Origin of the sequence: Aeromonas sp. 600282 (assembly GCF_049175755.1) — a bacterium.
Taxonomy (GTDB): Bacteria; Pseudomonadota; Gammaproteobacteria; order Enterobacterales; family Aeromonadaceae; genus Aeromonas; species Aeromonas veronii_A.
In genome coordinates this window covers 93299-109396 of record NZ_JAAKVR010000004.1, presented here as the reverse complement: position 1 = coordinate 109396, position 16098 = coordinate 93299, and the positions used below count along the sequence as shown (strand labels likewise).

16 protein-coding genes are annotated in these 16098 nt (G+C 59.1%); 7 read left to right on the top strand and 9 right to left on the bottom strand.

Annotation, left to right across the window (positions count from 1 at the left end):
- Positions 1-108: 108 nt before the first annotated feature.
- The 3 genes from ftsX to ftsY are packed head-to-tail and all read right to left on the bottom strand — an operon-like array spanning position 109 to position 3519.
- The gene (gene ftsX / locus G5137_RS06075; RefSeq protein ID WP_005342860.1) at positions 109-1062 is read right to left on the bottom strand and encodes a permease-like cell division protein FtsX; all 954 of its coding nucleotides are present in this window, start codon (positions 1060-1062) and stop codon (positions 109-111) included.
- The gene (gene ftsE / locus G5137_RS06070; protein WP_005339995.1) at positions 1062-1730 is read right to left on the bottom strand and encodes a cell division ATP-binding protein FtsE; all 669 of its coding nucleotides are present in this window, start codon (positions 1728-1730) and stop codon (positions 1062-1064) included. The genes ftsX and ftsE overlap by 1 nt, the downstream gene beginning before the upstream one ends.
- Positions 1731-1788: 58 nt before the next feature.
- Positions 1789-3519 (bottom strand): signal recognition particle-docking protein FtsY, encoded by a 1731-nt coding sequence (ftsY, locus tag G5137_RS06065; RefSeq protein WP_421255069.1) that lies wholly within the window; start codon positions 3517-3519, stop codon positions 1789-1791.
- Positions 3520-3629: 110 nt separating this feature from the next.
- Between ftsY and rsmD the strand changes: the two genes are divergently transcribed.
- Both rsmD and G5137_RS06055 read left to right on the top strand, forming a co-directional pair.
- Positions 3630-4259 carry a 16S rRNA (guanine(966)-N(2))-methyltransferase RsmD gene (rsmD, locus tag G5137_RS06060; protein WP_124930360.1) on the top strand — a complete coding sequence of 210 codons (630 nt, stop codon included), beginning with the start codon at positions 3630-3632 and terminating at the stop codon, positions 4257-4259.
- The gene (locus G5137_RS06055) at positions 4243-4554 is read left to right on the top strand and encodes a DUF1145 domain-containing protein (protein WP_042052536.1); all 312 of its coding nucleotides are present in this window, start codon (positions 4243-4245) and stop codon (positions 4552-4554) included. The genes rsmD and G5137_RS06055 overlap by 17 nt, the downstream gene beginning before the upstream one ends.
- Before the next feature lie 853 nt (positions 4555-5407).
- On the opposite strand, the gene G5137_RS06050 is transcribed toward G5137_RS06055, so the two are convergent.
- From G5137_RS06050 to G5137_RS06030, 5 genes are all read right to left on the bottom strand, one after another.
- Positions 5408-6394 (bottom strand): helix-turn-helix transcriptional regulator, encoded by a 987-nt coding sequence (locus G5137_RS06050; protein ID WP_005339987.1) that lies wholly within the window; start codon positions 6392-6394, stop codon positions 5408-5410.
- Positions 6395-6684: 290 nt separating this feature from the next.
- Complete coding sequence (locus G5137_RS06045) at positions 6685-7071, bottom strand: SirB2 family protein (protein ID WP_421255068.1); 387 nt, start codon at positions 7069-7071, stop codon at positions 6685-6687.
- Entirely contained in the window at positions 7068-8924 is a 1857-nt protein-coding gene (locus G5137_RS06040) for a monovalent cation:proton antiporter-2 (CPA2) family protein (protein WP_421255067.1), read from the bottom strand. Before G5137_RS06040 ends, G5137_RS06045 begins: the two co-directional genes overlap by 4 nt.
- A gap of 67 nt (positions 8925-8991) precedes the next feature.
- Positions 8992-9588 (bottom strand): NAD(P)H-dependent oxidoreductase, encoded by a 597-nt coding sequence (locus G5137_RS06035; protein WP_149153744.1) that lies wholly within the window; start codon positions 9586-9588, stop codon positions 8992-8994.
- A 101-nt stretch (positions 9589-9689) separates the two neighbouring features.
- On the bottom strand, positions 9690-10532 hold the full coding sequence (locus G5137_RS06030) for a LysR family transcriptional regulator (RefSeq protein WP_236302354.1): 843 nt from the start codon (positions 10530-10532) through the stop codon (positions 9690-9692).
- A gap of 142 nt (positions 10533-10674) precedes the next feature.
- On the opposite strand from G5137_RS06030, the gene G5137_RS06025 reads away from it, so the two are divergent.
- From G5137_RS06025 to G5137_RS06010, 4 genes are all read left to right on the top strand, one after another.
- Positions 10675-11397 carry an SDR family oxidoreductase gene (locus tag G5137_RS06025; RefSeq protein ID WP_064337502.1) on the top strand — a complete coding sequence of 241 codons (723 nt, stop codon included), beginning with the start codon at positions 10675-10677 and terminating at the stop codon, positions 11395-11397.
- An 88-nt stretch (positions 11398-11485) separates the two neighbouring features.
- Entirely contained in the window at positions 11486-11809 is a 324-nt protein-coding gene (locus G5137_RS06020; RefSeq protein ID WP_005357652.1) for a hypothetical protein, read from the top strand.
- 46 nt (positions 11810-11855) lie between these two features.
- Positions 11856-12287: a DUF411 domain-containing protein gene (locus tag G5137_RS06015; protein ID WP_005348551.1), complete on the top strand. Its 432-nt coding sequence runs from the start codon at positions 11856-11858 to the stop codon at positions 12285-12287.
- A gap of 234 nt (positions 12288-12521) precedes the next feature.
- A complete protein-coding gene (locus tag G5137_RS06010) occupies positions 12522-14675 on the top strand; it encodes a S9 family peptidase (protein ID WP_203119388.1) in 2154 nt (717 codons plus the stop codon).
- Positions 14676-14762: 87 nt separating this feature from the next.
- Here G5137_RS06010 and G5137_RS06005 read toward each other — a convergent pair whose 3' ends face one another.
- Positions 14763-15038: a hypothetical protein gene (locus G5137_RS06005; protein ID WP_421244869.1), complete on the bottom strand. Its 276-nt coding sequence runs from the start codon at positions 15036-15038 to the stop codon at positions 14763-14765.
- 49 nt (positions 15039-15087) lie between these two features.
- Here G5137_RS06005 and G5137_RS06000 point away from each other — a divergent pair, with 49 nt between their 5' ends.
- The gene (locus G5137_RS06000) at positions 15088-16059 is read left to right on the top strand and encodes a TAXI family TRAP transporter solute-binding subunit (protein WP_005339950.1); all 972 of its coding nucleotides are present in this window, start codon (positions 15088-15090) and stop codon (positions 16057-16059) included.
- Positions 16060-16098: the final 39 nt, after the last annotated feature.

Below are 16098 nucleotides of genomic sequence, written 5' to 3'. Positions count from 1 at the left end.
ATCATTGTTATTCAGAATACTCTGACTATGGGGGCCAAGCCAGAAACGGAGCCTCTTTTACTTGATCCACCTCTCAAAATCCAGCGATTTACTTTGATAATAAATTAATCAGGATGGCTCTATATCTCGAATGTGACGATGAACCGAAAACCAGGAAGCAATCAGCCCCAGCAAGGCCCCCAGCAGGATCAGGTTCACCCCATCTACCAGACCCATGCCAACCAGCCGGAAGTTACTGTTATACAAGCCCGCAAGCTCCTTCACCACCCCTTCGCTCCAGATCACCATCACCTCGGTCAGCCACCATGCCAGCATGCCGCCGATCACCCCGAACCAGATGCCGGTATAGAGGAAAGGGCGATGGATGAAGGCATCGGTTGCCCCCACCAGCTTGAGCACCTCGATCTCTGAACGCTGGTTGAGGATGTTGAGACGCAGGGTGTTGCCGACGATCAGCAGCACGGCGGAGAGCAGCAGCACGGCGATACCGGTAATGGTGTGACGCAGCAGGTTCATGATCCCCTGCAGGCGGGTCAGCCACTGCAGATCCAGCTTGCCCTGCTCGACCCCATCCTCATTGTTTAGCTTGCCGAGCAACTCGGCGGCCCCTTCCGGATTCTGCCAGCGCGGATCCGGAATGACGCTCAGCACCGGCGGTAGCGGGTTGCTGTCCAGATAATCGAGGGCATCGCCGAAACCGGAGATCTCGCGAAACTCCCGCAACGCATCGTCACGGCTCAGGTAGGTGACCGAATCCACCTCGGGATAGAGCAGGATCCTGTGCTGCAGATCGAGAATGCTCTGCTCCGGCAGATCCTTGCGCAGATAGAGGGAGATCTGGGAGCTGTTCTGCCAGCTCCCCTCCACCACCTCGGCGTTTTTCAACAATACGTGGAAGCAGGAGGGCAACGCCAGACTGACACCGAGCACCGCCAGCGTCATCAGGGAGGCGAGCGGATTTCGCCACAGCTCCCCGAGACTGGCAAACGCCTGCCGCACATGGTCAACCCCGTACATCATCAGACGACGCAGCGGCGGCTGCTTGTGACGAACGATAGCCATCAGAGCTCCTCCCCGGCCGAATACATGCGACCCGCCTTGAGGGTCAGGGTGCGATAGCGCATGCGGGCGATCAGCCCCAGATCGTGAGTAGCAATCAGTACAGAGACCCCAAAATTGTTGAACTCCTGAAATAGCCGCATGATATCCATGGAGAGCTGGGGATCCAGGTTGCCGGTCGGTTCATCCGCCAGCAGCAGCGGCGGCTTGTTGACGATGGCACGGGCGATGCCGACCCGCTGCTGTTCACCCCCGGAGAGCATCCGCGGCTGGTAACGCTCCTTGCCGAGCAACCCTACCTTGTCCAATGCCGCCGCCACCCGCTTGTTGATGTCCGCATGGCTGTAACCATCGATCACCAGCGGCAGCGCTACGTTGTCGAACACGGTGCGGTCCATCAGCAGGCGGTGATCCTGAAAGATCATCCCGATCTGGCGGCGAACATAGGGGATCTGGCTGCGCTGGATATGGCTGACATCATCACCATGAAAGAAGACGCGACCATCGGTCGGACGCTCCATCACGCTGATCAGTTTGAGGAGGGTACTCTTGCCCGCCCCCGAGTGCCCGGTCAGAAAGGCCATCTCTCCCTTGCGCAGGTGAAAGCTGACCTTTTGCAGCGCCTGATGGCCGCCGCTGTATACCTTGCTGACCTTGTCAAAACGAATCATAACGGTTCCCTGACATTGACAAACCCCGACCGAAGTCGGGGTATGGAACACTTAATCATCACGGCTGAGCTGACTCATCGCGGCTGAAGAGCGCCTCGATGAAATCGTTGGCAACGAAGGGACGCAGATCGTCGATCCCCTCGCCCACCCCGATATAGCGGATCGGGATCTGGAACTTGTCGGCCACCGCGAAGATGACGCCGCCCTTGGCGGTGCCATCCAGCTTGGTGAGGGTGATGCCGGTCAGGCCAACCGCCTCGCTGAACAGCTTGGCCTGGCTCAGGGCGTTCTGGCCGGTGCCGGCATCCAGCGTCAGCATGATCTCGTGGGGGGCCTCTTCATCCAGCTTCTTCATCACCCGTACTACCTTCTTGAGCTCTTCCATCAGGTTGCTCTTGTTCTGCAGGCGACCGGCTGTGTCGGCGATCAGCACGTCAGCCCCGCGGGAGCGGGCGGCCTCGATGGCGTCATAAATAACGGAGGCGGAGTCGGCACCGGTATGCTGGGCAATCACTGGAATGTTGTTGCGCTGGCCCCATACCTGCAGCTGCTCGACCGCAGCGGCACGGAAGGTGTCACCCGCTGCCAGCATCACGCTCTTGCCTTCAGCCTGGAACTGCTTGGCCAGCTTGCCGATGGTGGTAGTCTTGCCGACGCCATTCACGCCGACCATCAGGATCACGTAAGGCTTCTTGCTGGTGTCGATCATCAGCGGCTGCTCGACCTTGGCCAGCATCTCGCCCATATCCTGTTTGAGCAAACCGTAGAGCGCCTCGGCATCCTTGAGCTGCTTGCGATCCGCGTGCTGCACCAGCCCCTCGATGATACGAGTGGTGGTATCCACACCGAGATCGGCGGTCAGCAGCTGGGTTTCCAGCTCTTCAAACAGCTCATCGTCGATCTTCTTGCCACGGAACAGGCCGAAGAAACCGGAACCGATATTCTCCTTGGTGCGAACCAGACTGCGTTTGAGGCGAGCAAAGAAGCCCTCCCGCTGCGGTTTGTCCTGGGTGTCGTCGTCCACCTTGGCGGCCAACGGCAGGGCAGCCAGTGCGGCAGCCTCAGCCTCCATCGCGGCGACCAGGCGCATATCTTCCGCTCGCTGGGCCTCTTTGGCGATACGGGCTTCTTCCGCAGCCTGAGCTTCAGCGGCAATGCGAGCTTCTTCCGCGGCGCGAGCTTCAGCAGCAATGCGAGCTTCTTCCGCAGCACGGGCTTCGGCAGCAATACGAGCCTCTTCCGCAGCGCGAGCTTCAGCAGCAATACGAGCCTCTTCAGCCGCACGGGCTTCAGCGGCAATACGAGCCTCTTCCGCAGCACGGGCTTCGGCGGCAATACGAGCCTCCTCTGCAGCGCGAGCCTCGGCGGCAATGCGAGATTCTTCCGCGACGCGAGCCTCGGCGGCAATGCGAGATTCTTCTGCGGCGCGAGCTTCGGCGGCAGAGCGAGCGGCTTCAGCGGCACGCTCCTCTTCGGCGATCAGCGCTTCGTTGACGATCACCGGCTCCAAATCGGAAGCGCACTCCTCCACCACCAGTGGGCCGTGGTCGTCCAGCTCGGTCGGCAGGCAGCAATCATCTTGCAAAACGGAATTCTGTGCGCTGGCAGGCACTTCGGGGGCAACGGCCGGCGTACTATCGGAAACAGTGGTATCGGAAACGGGAGCGGGGGTAGCAGTGACCTCGGGCTCAACGGTAACGGGGGTGGCTTGGGGTGTCTGTGGTTGGACAGCCTCAGCCTCTTCTTTCTTGCGGCCGAAACCCAGCCAGGAAAACAAACCTTTTGCCATCTAAAAATACTCACATCAAAGGCTGACTGCTAAGATAGCCGTCCCTTGGCGGGTCGGCATAAAAATGAACCGCCTTATACTACCACTTTATTTTCTGACGATGAAACGCGATGCCCAGAGTGAAATCCAGCCGTAGCAACCCGAGCAAGAGTCCTGCCCCGCAAGGAAAATCGGGCTTTGTAAGAATCATCAGCGGCCAGTGGCGAGGCCGCAAATTGCCGGTCAAGGATGTGGAGGGGCTCAGACCCACCACGGATCGCGTCAAGGAAACCATCTTCAACTGGCTGGCCCCCCATATTCGCGGCACCCGCTGCCTGGATCTGTTTGCCGGCAGCGGCGGACTCGGACTGGAGGCGCTGTCGCGCTATGCCGAGCAGGTGACCCTGATCGAAATGGACAAAGGGGCCGCCGACCAGATCAAGAAGAACCTGACCGCTCTCGGCAGCAGTCAGGGTCAGGTGATCCAGTCAGATGCAGTGAGCTGGCTGCAAGGCCCGGCCACGCCGTTTGATCTGGTGTTCCTCGATCCGCCGTTTCGCCGCGAGCTGCTGCCGCAAGTGTGCGAACTGCTGGAGCAGCGCGGCTGGCTGGCAGCGGACGCCCTCATCTATCTGGAGCGGGAGAAGGAGATGGCCGATCTGGCGCTGCCCGCCAGCTGGCAACTACTCAAGGACAAACAAGCCGGTCAGGTCTGCTATCAACTCTATCTAAGGGAGGTAAACAATGAAGCGAGTCTTTAATCTGTTGGCGATGGGGCTGATATTGTTCTTCTGGTTTGGTGTGCTGATGAGCCTGATTGCCCCGCTGCCCGGCAAACTCAACGGCTTTCTGCCGGTCTGCGGCGTGATCGTCGCCCTGCTGCACTGGCTGCAGGCCAGCATGATCAAGGCAGCTTGCAAACGCTACTTCGCTGTCACCAAGGCCGAGTTTGTCACTGTGCTGATATTTGGCGTGTTTGGCATGGTCGACATTCGTCAGCGCCTGCAAGAGATCGTCAACGCCGCCCAGCGCGGCAATCTCTCGGACAAACCATAAAGAAAAGGGGACGGCGGTAGCCGTCCCCTAGAGTCGTGTCGTCCTGTCCGTAGAACTGCAATGCTCCCTGCAATCCCTGACGTTATCCTAATCCTTTGGAATATCCCCTTTCCAATCCGTTGGCGTGTCCTGCGGCGTTCCTGGCCTGGCAATTCATCCTGAACTGCTTCCCTGTCTCCATCCTGGAGGTGTCCATTACCACGTCCTGTGGGGTTCCTTGCGTCTTCCTGACAGATAACCATCCGGGTTATCTCACTTCATCCTGAAGTATTCCTCTCGCATCCGGCGAGGTCCTGTTCATCCTGAAGAACGAGGTTCCGTTCGTTCTACTCCCATCCCGAGAGTGTCCTGCCGCATCCCGCGGTGTTCCTTTATTCATCCGTAACGATAATCATCCTGATTATCGAGCTCATCCTGAGGTGTTCCTTGTCCACATCCTGCGGACTATTCCATCTTTATGCGCTGCCCTGCATCCTGCCGGACCAGCTCCGTCCTTGTGAGACCAATACTAAGGAAATGCGCCCCCCGAACAAGGGCCATCCGATGATAAAGATCCGATGCAGCTCTCATCCCAAAAAACAAACTTAAAAACTAACCCTTTAATATCAGTTATTTATTTAGTTTCACGGGAAAGTTCGATCATTCTGGCATGGCTTCGCGTACGGCTCAAAGCGCCAGCCTCTTACAGTCGCTATGGCAGATCTCTTACACGGGTTTCGCCCCCAAAAACGGGGCAGGAAAACGGTTCAATCCTGACGTTAAGACTTAAAAATTAGTTGAATAAATATGCTTAAAAAAACCGCAAAAAAAGAGCCGAGACCAGGCTCGACTCTTCAACATTCCAATTTTTTAATCAGCTCAAGCGGTTGGCCGGATTGAGATAGGCCTTGCGCAACGATTCCGGTGCCAGCACCTCCAGTTCACCGCCGATGTTGTTCAACCAGCTGCGAAACTCCGGGGTGTCCTGCACTTCGGTCTCCACCACCACGCTGCGCTTGTCATAGCGGGTCATGCGCGGATTGTTGCCGGGGATCTGGTTATCCACCAGCGACTGGCTGTTGGCATCGATCCGGCCGACGAAGCGGATCGGGCCGCTCACATCCTGATAGCCCTGATCGCGGATCAGCTTCTGGATATTGAAATCCTTCGGCTGGGTGGCGCTGAAGTTGGTCAGCTCCACGTTCTTGATATGGTCAAACGGGATGCCGTAAACCTTGGGATCCAGCTCGGATAGTGTGCAGAGCAGGATCGGCCCGTCCGGCTGATTGAGAATGCCGAGCGGGTTGATACGGTCGTAGCAGAGCCACACGGTGCGCTCTTTGATCACGCGCTGGATCTCGGCACTGAACTTGCGACCACGCCAGAGCGCATCGCGGATCAGGGTGCTGCGACGGATCTCCGGGTTGCCGGCAAACGGGCGCGGTGACTGGTGGACACTCTCCAGCCAGCGTTCGGCCAGTTCACTCTGGCTGTCGCGGATCACCTGGCTCGCCTTGTCGACCAGCGGATTCAATTCAGTCAGTACACTCGCCGGCAACAGTTGGCTCGCCTGATCACTCCAGGTTTTCAGGGCCACCGCCAGCGAGAGCGGCATGATATTGGCAAAGTCGTTGAGGCCGTGGCGCTCGAAGCACCAGCCATGGGGTTTGCTGCGCTCATCCGAGGTGAGGTCGAACAGTCCCATGCCGGACATCTCCTCCAGGTCCCGTTGCACGGTACGCAGACTGACATGGATGCCTTCCTCTTCCAGTTTTACCTGAAGTTGGCTGGCGGTCAGCTTGTAAGGGCGGTGCGGGATGCAACGCGCCAAGGTCAGTTGTCGTAACAGCTTCTTACTCATGGTGCATGCCTTCACTGGTTTAGCGTTGACTGTATGCTAGTCGCAACTTGCGACAGTCTATGTCGTAAGTTTTGTAGCGACAACTGTCGCCATTTTCATACAAAACTACGTATATATATGATTGATAAGAAAAAATATGGATAAACACAGCTAACTTGACGTTTTCAGACAAGCTAAGCGTATCGAAGAAAACTAAGTGGAGAGGCAGGCTAACATAGAGGGGCGTAGGATTTTTCTGAATCTATTCTTTTGAGATAGCCGGAGGGAGGCAATCCTCCCTCCCAGCCAAATCACGTCAGCCACGACCAGGCTGACTTGGTGATGGCCGCACCGACCATGTAGCCAAACACCGCCAGCGCCGCCACACCGGCCATCAGCTTCTGACCGCGGGCCGGCCGCTTGAGCGCCATGACACCCAGACCGATATAGAGCACCAGTGCAATCAGCTTGGCCATCAGCCAGGGTTGTTGACCCGGGCTCAACTGCAAGGCCACCGCCAGCAACACACCAAACAGCAGCAGGAAGGTGTCGTTGATATGGGGCAGGATCTTCAGCCACTTCTGCTGCAACCGATCGCTGCCGGCCAGCGCCAGACTCCAGCGATAGATAAAGAGCAGCAGACTGACCAGCGCCAGCGTCATATGCAGGTGTTTGAACATGGGGTAATAGGCAATCATTTTGCTTCCTTGTCGTCGTCGGGTAGCCCGCTATTCCAGTTGTGGGCATGGATACGCTCCTGCCCCTCCTCGTCGTCTTGCAACAGATCGGAGAGTATCTCCCGGTATTGCAGGCTCTTGTTGATATAAGTGTGTTCGTCGTCCAGATAGTTGACCTGCTCACGCAACAGCCAGTTATCGTGCTGCTTGAAGGTCTGCCCCGCCCGCCAGGCCTGGTTGGCCCTAAACCCAAGCTGGGTCAGGGCTTCCACCCCCAGATCGACTGCCGAGCCCAGGGTTTCCCGGTGCACGCTCTCGACCCCGTGGCGCAGGATCTCGTGGGCATGGGGTCGATCCAGCGCTCGCGCCAGGATCTTCAGGTGCGGGAAGTGCTTCTGCACCATCTCGATCACCGCCAGCGAGGTGGCCGGATCATTGATGGAGAGCACCAGCAGCTTCGCCTTGTGCGCCCCTGCGGCATGGAGCAGATCGATCCGGCTGGCATCGCCATAGAAGACCTGATAGCCATACTTGCGAAGGGTCTCTATCTGGCTGGCATCCTGCTCGAGGATGGTGGTGCCGATGCCGTGACCATGAAGCAGACGCCCCACGATCTGACCGAAGCGGCCGAAGCCTGCGATAATCACCGGATGCTCCACCAGCTCAGGTTGCTCATGCTGCGGTGCGTCGCTCTGGTTACGGTAATCGAACCAGGGCTGGATCACCCGATCGTTGAGGATCAGCAGCAGCGGGGTCAGCGCCATGGAGAGCGCCACCACCAGCGTCAGCAGCGAGATGGTCTCACCGGGCAGCACCCGGTTTTGCGCGGCAAACGAAAAGAGCACGAAGGCAAACTCGCCCCCCTGCGCCAACGCCAGTGCGAAGGTCCAGCGTTGACTCGGCGAGATGCGGATGATGAAGCCGAGCGCCATCAACACCAGCCATTTGAGCACCATCAGGCCAACCACCAGAGTGGGTATCAGGAAGGGGTGCTCGGCAAACAGCCCGAAGTCGATCCCCGCCCCCACCGACATAAAGAACAGGCCGAGCAGCAAGCCCTTGAACGGCTCTATGTCGGCCTCCAGCTCGTGGCGATATTCGCTGTCGGCCAGCACCACACCGGCGAGAAAAGAGCCAAGAGCGGGCGAGAGCCCCACCGACTCCATCAGCACAGCGATGGCGATCACTAGCAGCAGAGCGGCGGCGACGAAGATCTCCCGCATATGGGACTGGGCGATGGCACGAAATACCGGCCGCATAAGGTAATGACCGCCCAGAACGATACCAGAGATGGCCGCGACCACCAGCAGACCATGTTGCCACCCCGCCAGCTCGGAGCCGCCATTGCTGGCGACCGGCGCCATGGCCAGCAGCGGCAGCAGCGCCAGGATCGGAATGACCGCAATATCCTGAAACAGCAGCACCGCAAAGGCGGAGCGACCGCTCTCGCTCTGCATCAGCTTGCGCTCCTGCAGGCTCTGCAACACGATGGCGGTGGAGGAGAGCGCCAGAATGAGGCCGATGGCCAGCCCCTGTTGCAGCGGCAGACCGATCAGGTACGCCACGCCGGTCAGCACCGCCGTGGTGAGCAGCACCTGCAGGCCACCGGTGCCGAGGATCGGCCCTTTCAGCTGCCACAAGAGGGCCGGACGCAATTCAAGACCGACCAGAAACAGCATCAGTACCACGCCAAACTCGGCGAAGTGCATCACATCCTTCTGTTCCCCCACCAGCCCCAGCAGAAAGGGGCCTATGATGATCCCCGCCAGCAGGTAGCCGAGCACCGAGCCCAGCCCCCAGCGTTTGGCCAGCGGCACCGCGATAACGGCGGCGGAGAGATAGATAAAGGCATCAAACAGGATACCGTGGCCCATCAGTCGGCCCTCCGTGTGAACATCAGATCCGGCTCATAAGCTCGGCCAACAAGCTGCCCGTGTTTCATCAGAGCACCTCCAGCAAGTCGCGCAGATAAGGTTGCCCGGCCAATTGCTCCGGGGTCAGCTGATCGTCACGCAGGGCGCAAAGCAGCTGACGATAATCCTGACCGCAGCGGCGCAGGGCGGCGGGATCCTTGATCTTGTGAAAGGAGTGCAGCACGAAAGGGGGCAGCCAGTTCATGCCGCACAAGGTGGCCGCCTGCTGAAATGGCAGCAGAAAATCGAGCAGCGGTCGGCTGTTGTAACCCTCGCTGCAGTAGGACTCCGGCGCCCCGCCGGTGGTGATGGCGCTCAGCCACTGCTTGCCCTTGAGGGCGTGGGCTTCGGGGCCGTAGGCGTAGCCATACTCCAATACCAGATCCATCCACTCTTTCATGATGGCCGGGCAGGAGTACCAGTAAAACGGGTGCTGAAAGACGATGATGTCGTGCTCACAGAGCAGCGCCTGCTCCCGCTTCACATCGATGAACATGTCGGGATAGTGCTGATAGAGGTCGTGAACCGTGACCCCCTCCAGCCCCTCAATCGCCTGCAACAGCTGCTTGTTGGCCCGCGAGCTCTGCAGCGCGGGATGGGAAAAAATAACCAGAATGCGTTTCATGACCACATCACCCGAACAAAGCCTTGCGGTGCAAGGCGAGGTAAACAGAAAAGGGGAGTCTGGGGAGCTGCATCGTAAAGGTGCACAGGAGAGCGACCTTATCAGGAAGCGCCATAGCCTGCCAACTCGGGGATCAGCTCCCGCAGCGCCGGATTGAGGGTCTGGTGGGCGGGATAGCAGAGCCCGATCCGGCGAAACATCCGCGGCCCGCTCACCGGCAGGGTACAGAGCCCCGCCTCATCCTCGACCAGCCCGTCCGGCAGAAAACTGATGCCGACCCCCGCCAGCACCAGCGCCATCACCAGCCCCTTGCTCTCGGCCTTGGCCACCAGATTGAGGGTAAGCCGGTCACAGGCCAGCAGGCCGATAGTCTGCTGATGGGCTTCGCAGGGCGGGCACTCAATAAAATCATAATGTTGCAGCTCGGCCAGCTCGATCCTTTCGCGACTGGCAAGGGGATGGTCGACCGGCACGCAGAGCACGTAATCCTCCTCCCAGAGCGGCAGAAAGATCTCGTCCTCCCGGCGCAAGGCATCCAGCGTCAAGCGGCAGTCGGCGGGCGTAGTGTAGTCGGAGAGGGTGAGATCCAGCTGCGGCAGCACACTCTGTACTTGCTGCAACAGCCCGGCCACCCGACGGCGACTCAAGTCCGGCATGATGGCGATATTGAGCCTCGCACGCGTCGCTTTCTGGCGAAACAGCTCCGGCAGACGGCGCGCCTCCTCCACCAGCTTGACCGCGTGGGGATAGAGATAGTGGGCCGGATCTTTCGCCACCACCCCCTTCTTGCCCCGGACAAACAGGCTGTCACCGAGCGCCTCTTCCAGCTGGCGCAGTCCCGCCGAGAGGGAGGGCTGGCTGACGTGGCAACGCTCGGCCGCCGCCGTGATGTTCTTCTCTTCATAAATGGCGATGAAGAAACGCAGCAATCTCAAGTCCAGCATAAACCAACCATAGTTTTTTCAGATGATAACCAGCGGAAAACAATATTTATCACTTATAGATGCAGTGACTATAGTGATTGGGTTCCGTGCTGGCCAGCCACCTGTTTGCTCAAACCGACTCTTGAATCAGAAGGAAAGACCCATGTCCAAATCTCTCGTCGTGATCACCGGTGCCTCCGCCGGGATCGGTGCCGCCATCGCCCGTGCCTTCTCTGCCGCCGGTCATCCGCTGCTGCTGCTGGCCCGCCGGGTCGAGCCGATGCAGGCACTGAACCTGCCCGATACCCTCTGCATCGGGGTCGATGTGACCGACACCGCCGCCATGAAGGCCGCCGTCCAGCAGGCAGAAGCCAAATTTGGCCCGGTCGGCTGCATGGTCAACAACGCCGGTGTCATGCTGCTTGGTCAGGCCGATGTGCAGAATCCCGCCGAATGGCAGCAGATGCTCAACATCAACGTGATGGGGGTGCTGAACGGCGTCCACGCAGTGCTGGCAGGCATGAAGGAGCGCCGCAGCGGCACCATCATCAACATCAGCTCCATCGCCGGTCGCAAGACCTTCCCGAACCATGCTGCCTACTGTGCCACCAAGTTCGCCGTGCACGCCCTGACCGAAAACATCCGGGAAGAGGTGGCCGATGTCGGCGTGCGGATGGTGACCATCGCCCCGGGTGCGGTCGAGACCGAGCTGCTCAGCCATACCACTGACGAGAGCATCAAGGCCGGTTACCACGACTGGAAAGATCAGATGGGTGGCGTCATTGCGCCAGAAGTGATCGCCGATGCCGTGCTCTACGCCTGGAACCAGCCTGCCAACGTCTGCGTGCGCGAGATCGTGCTGGCGGCGACCCGTCAGCAACCTTAATCCTGGCTGACTGACACCATGGGGAGGGCTTGACCCTCCCCCGGGGCACAGGGTTACCATGTGCCCCTTGTTATTTTCGAGTCATTCCATGGTTCTCACCCGTCGCCAACTCGCTCACGCCCGTCGCTGGCTCCCCCTGTGGAGTCTGGTGCTGGTGTTGATGTCGTTTGGCAGCCGGGCCGCAACCGACCTCTGTACCCTGACTACCCACTGCAGCCAGAGCGAGCGCACCCTGGAAAAAGCGATGCCCTGCGGCAGCTTTACCACCGCCCTCTCGATGACGCTGGTAGGCAGCGACAGCCTGACGGTCGCCGTGCTGGAACCGGATACCCCCGACTTCGCCTCCCCCTCTCTCTTTATGCCGGACGCCCCGTGCGAGCGGCTCGAACGTCCCCCACGCATCCAGATCTGAAACGCATCCCGTATCGGGCATCTTTTCTTTCAATCTGAGGTGAGTGATGTACAAACCCCTGTTACTGGCCATGCTGGCCGGTACCGTTAGCTTTTCGGCTCTCGCGGCCGAGAAGATGACCGTCTACAAATCCAAATATTGTGGTTGCTGCCAAAGCTGGAACGAGCACATGGAGCAGAATGGCTTCGAACTGGACGTTATCGAAACCGAACAGCTCGGCGCAGTGAAGCAGCAATACGGTATCGCGCCGGAACTGGCCTCTTGCCATACCGGTATCGTAAATGGCTATGTGATCGAGGGGCATGTCCCGGCCGCCGATGTACAAAAGCTGCTCAGGGAAAAACCGGCGATCCGTGGCCTGACCATTCCGGGCATGCCCCAGAGTGCACCGGGCATGGATATTCCGGGCCATCCCTATGAGGTACTGAGTATCAGCAACGAGGGCGCGACCAACCGCTGGTCGAGCTACCCCGGCTGACGACAACTGGCCATGAACCGGCACTCCCATATCATGTGAGGCACACCTGAGCTGACTCTTGCCGCTCATGGCCAGAAAGAGGGCCGCTATCGCGAGATAGCGGCTTTTTTTGATTACATTTCCTGCAATAACAAGGGATTGCTTGCAACCACCGGCAACAAGGGGCAGATTTAACGCCAATTCATGGAGCCGATGCTCAGGTCTACCAACCCTTTCCAGCGCCAAGGATGCGACATGTTTACCTTTTCCCGAGGAGTTCTGCTGCTAGCCTTTCTGACAGTTCTCCCCCCCACTTATGCCAATGAAGAGCCCGCCATGCTGACAAGCGAACATCCAATCCAGCCGCCCGTGGCCGCCAAACATCCCCGCACTCTGAAAAAACACGGGGATACCCGCATCGACAACTACTACTGGCTGCGTGACGACGAGCGGCAGAAGCCCGAGGTGTTGGACTATCTCAAGGCCGAGAACGCCTATACCGAGGCCATGCTCAAGCCGACCCAGCCCCTGCGCGAACAGCTTTACAAAGAGATGGTCGCCCGCATCCCCCAGCAGGATGAGTCGGTACCCTATGTGAAGAATGGCTACCGCTACCAGACCCGCTATGAGCCGGGCAAGGAGTACGGGATCTACTCGCGCACCAAGCTCGGTGAAGAGCAGGCGAGTCTGTTGCTCGACAGCAACCAGCGGGCAGAAGGGCACGAGTTCTATGCCCTCGGCGCCCTTGAGGTGAGCCGCAACAACCGCTGGCTGGCGGTGGCGGAAGATTTCCTCTCCCGTCGTCAGTACCAAATCCAGTTCCTCGATCTGGAGAGCGGCCAGTGGGCCACCGACAAACTGGAAAATACCTCCGGCAATCTGGTGTGGGCCAACGACAACAAGACCGTCTTCTATGTGCGCAAGCACCCGCAGACCCTGCTTCCCTATCAGGTCTATCGCCATACGCTCGGGACGGATCCGGCCACGGACAAGCTGGTCTACGAGGAGAAGGATGACTCCTTCTACATCAGCCTCTACGCCACCACCTCGGAAGATTTCATCGTTATCGCCCTCTCCAGCACCACCACCGGCGAAGCGCGGCTGATCGATGCCAACCAGCCGGAGCACGCCCCCCGCCTGTTCCTGCCCCGTCAGGTGGATCACGAATACAGCCTGGATCACTACCGCGGCCGCTTCTATGTGCGTTCCAACAAGGATGGCAAGAACTTCGGCCTCTACGAGACCAAGGAGAGCCCGGTCGATCGCTGGAAGGCGGTGATTGCCCCCAATCCGGAGGTACTGCTGGAGAGCTACGCCCTGTTCAAGGATTGGCTGGTACTGGAAGAGCGCAACAAGGGGCTGACCCGACTGCGCCAGATCAACTGGCAGAGCGGTGACGAGAAGGAGATCGCCTTCGATGATCCCGCCTATGTCACCTGGCTCGCCTACAACCCGGAGCCGGATACCAGCGCCCTGCGTTATGGCTACTCCTCCATGACCACCCCCGCCTCCACCTATGAGCTGGATATGGCGAGCGGCAAGCGCACCCTGCTCAAGCAGCAGCCGGTGGCCGGCTTCAAGGCCGACCAGTACGCCAGCGAGCGGCTCTGGGTGACCGCCCGCGACGGTGTATCGGTGCCGGTGTCGCTGGTCTATCGCAAGGACAAGTTCAAGAAAGAGCAGGCCGATGCGCCCAAGAATCCGCTGCTGGTCTATGGCTATGGATCCTACGGCGCCAGTATGGATCCCGATTTCAGCAGCTCGCGCCTGAGCCTGCTGGACAGAGGCTTCGTCTACGCCATCGCCCATATCCGGGGTGGCGAAGAGCTGGGCCGTCACTGGTACGAAGATGGCAAGTTGCTGAAAAAGCAGAACACATTCAATGACTTCATTGATGTCACCAAGGCGCTGGTTGAGCAAGGCTACGGTGCCAGGGATCAGGTCTACGCCATGGGCGGCAGCGCCGGCGGCCTGCTGATGGGGGCCGTCATCAATCAGGCACCCGAACTCTATCGCGGCGTGGTGGCACAGGTGCCGTTCGTCGATGTGGTCACCACCATGCTTGACGAGTCGATCCCCCTCACCACCGGGGAGTATGACGAGTGGGGCAACCCGAACCAGAAGCGCTACTACGACTACATGAAGAGCTACAGCCCCTACGATCAGGTCAAGGCGCAAGCCTACCCCAACCTGCTGGTCACCACCGGGCTGCACGACTCGCAAGTGCAGTATTGGGAGCCCGCCAAGTGGGTCGCCAAGCTGCGCGAGCTGAAAACAGATGATAACAAGTTGTTACTGAACACCGACATGGACGCCGGCCACGGCGGCAAGTCGGGCCGCTTCAAAGCCTACGAGGATATCGCGCTGGAATACGCCTTTATCCTGGATCTGGCCACCCCGGCCAACTGATCTCTCATGACTCCGGCCCTTGTCACGCAAGGGCCGCATAAGAATCCTCTCGTAGTTTTTCCCTCTTCCATTTCCCTTCATATCAAATTAATCTTCGGCAAGAAAATGAATGATCAAGGTCATGTTTCTCAAGATTAAACTCCGTGATTTTGCCATTTCGTTTGATTTATGTTGGGTGAATGTGCTTAATCGGAGTGCTTGCAACTTTTTATTTGGCCCCTCAGGGGCCAATTTATCTTCGACCGACAGGAGGTCGGTAGCCTCACCACAGGATGGGGTGACTGCCGGAAAGGGGGTAATCAACACCCCCGCTTTCGCGCAACGAGAAGAGCGGGCAAGCCCGGCGCAGAACGGGATTGCCATCAATTTATCCGGGGATCGGATAAACAAAATCAAAGAAAAGGGAGAAAAAATGAAAGGATTAACTTTGGCATGCGCCCTGTCGGCGGCTCTGGTCGGTGTCTCATTCGGTGGTCCGGTACAAGCGCAGGAGCGCTTCGTGACTATAGGCACCGGCGGTCAGACCGGCGTCTACTATGTCGCTGGCCAGTCCATCTGCCGCTTCCTCAATCGCGGCGCCGCCGATCACCAGATCAAGTGCAACGCCCCGGCCAGTGGCGGCGGTGTTGCCAACGTCAACGGCATCCGCAGCGGTGAATTCAACTTCGGCATCATGCAATCCGACCACCAGTTCAAGGCGATGAAGGGGCTGCCGCCGTTCCAGGCCGAAGGGGCCATGGACGATATGCGCGCCGTCTTCTCCCTGCAGAGCGAGGTGTTCACCATCCTGGCTCGCCGCGATGCCAAGATCGCCAGCTTCGACGATCTGAAGGGCAAGCGCGTCAACATCGGCAACCCGGGCTCCGGCCAGCGTGACACCATGGAAGAGATCATGGCGGTCAAAGGCTGGAAGAAGGGTGACTTCGGTCTGGTCTCCGAGCTGAAACCGGCCGAACAAGCCTCCGCCCTCGGTGACAACAACATCGATGCCATGAGCTACTTCGTGGGTCACCCGAACGGCGCCATTCAGGAAGCCTCCACCACCACAGATGCAGTTCTGGTACCTGTGACTGGCGCCGACATCGACAAGCTGCTGGCTGAGAAGAGCTACTACAGCAAGGCCGAGATCCCGGGCGGCATCTACAAGGGCAGCGACAAGCCGACCCCCTCCATCGGTGGCAAAGCGGTGCTCTCCACCAGCGCCAAAACCGATCCGGAAGTGGTCTATCAGCTGGTCAAGTCGGTGTTCGACAACCTGGATCGCTTCAAGCGCCTGCACCCTGCCTTTGCCGACCTGAAAGAGGCCGACATGATCAAGGTGGGTCTCTCTGCACCGCTGCATGAAGGGGCTGCCCGCTACTACAAAGAGCGCGGCTGGCTCTGATTGAAGGCCCCGGGGCCTTTGTCACTCTCTTCGACACCC

What these genes read in the sequence shown, in the direction of transcription:
- rsmD (WP_124930360.1), top strand. Translation starts at nt 3,630, where the DNA reads ATGCCCAGAGTGAAATCCAGCCGTAGCAACCCGAGCAAGAGTCCTGCC.
- G5137_RS06020 (WP_005357652.1), top strand. Translation starts at nt 11,486, where the DNA reads ATGGTTCTCACCCGTCGCCAACTCGCTCACGCCCGTCGCTGGCTCCCC.
- G5137_RS06055 (WP_042052536.1), top strand. Translation starts at nt 4,243, where the DNA reads ATGAAGCGAGTCTTTAATCTGTTGGCGATGGGGCTGATATTGTTCTTC.
- ftsY (WP_421255069.1), bottom strand. Translation starts at nt 3,519, where the DNA reads ATGGCAAAAGGTTTGTTTTCCTGGCTGGGTTTCGGCCGCAAGAAAGAA.
- G5137_RS06045 (WP_421255068.1), bottom strand. Translation starts at nt 7,071, where the DNA reads ATGATTGCCTATTACCCCATGTTCAAACACCTGCATATGACGCTGGCG.
- G5137_RS06025 (WP_064337502.1), top strand. Translation starts at nt 10,675, where the DNA reads ATGTCCAAATCTCTCGTCGTGATCACCGGTGCCTCCGCCGGGATCGGT.
- G5137_RS06015 (WP_005348551.1), top strand. Translation starts at nt 11,856, where the DNA reads ATGTACAAACCCCTGTTACTGGCCATGCTGGCCGGTACCGTTAGCTTT.
- G5137_RS06000 (WP_005339950.1), top strand. Translation starts at nt 15,088, where the DNA reads ATGAAAGGATTAACTTTGGCATGCGCCCTGTCGGCGGCTCTGGTCGGT.
- G5137_RS06005 (WP_421244869.1), bottom strand. Translation starts at nt 15,038, where the DNA reads ATGGCAATCCCGTTCTGCGCCGGGCTTGCCCGCTCTTCTCGTTGCGCG.
- ftsX (WP_005342860.1), bottom strand. Translation starts at nt 1,062, where the DNA reads ATGGCTATCGTTCGTCACAAGCAGCCGCCGCTGCGTCGTCTGATGATG.
- ftsE (WP_005339995.1), bottom strand. Translation starts at nt 1,730, where the DNA reads ATGATTCGTTTTGACAAGGTCAGCAAGGTATACAGCGGCGGCCATCAG.
- G5137_RS06050 (WP_005339987.1), bottom strand. Translation starts at nt 6,394, where the DNA reads ATGAGTAAGAAGCTGTTACGACAACTGACCTTGGCGCGTTGCATCCCG.
- G5137_RS06040 (WP_421255067.1), bottom strand. Translation starts at nt 8,924, where the DNA reads ATGGGCCACGGTATCCTGTTTGATGCCTTTATCTATCTCTCCGCCGCC.
- G5137_RS06010 (WP_203119388.1), top strand. Translation starts at nt 12,522, where the DNA reads ATGTTTACCTTTTCCCGAGGAGTTCTGCTGCTAGCCTTTCTGACAGTT.
- G5137_RS06030 (WP_236302354.1), bottom strand. Translation starts at nt 10,532, where the DNA reads ATGCTGGACTTGAGATTGCTGCGTTTCTTCATCGCCATTTATGAAGAG.
- G5137_RS06035 (WP_149153744.1), bottom strand. Translation starts at nt 9,588, where the DNA reads ATGAAACGCATTCTGGTTATTTTTTCCCATCCCGCGCTGCAGAGCTCG.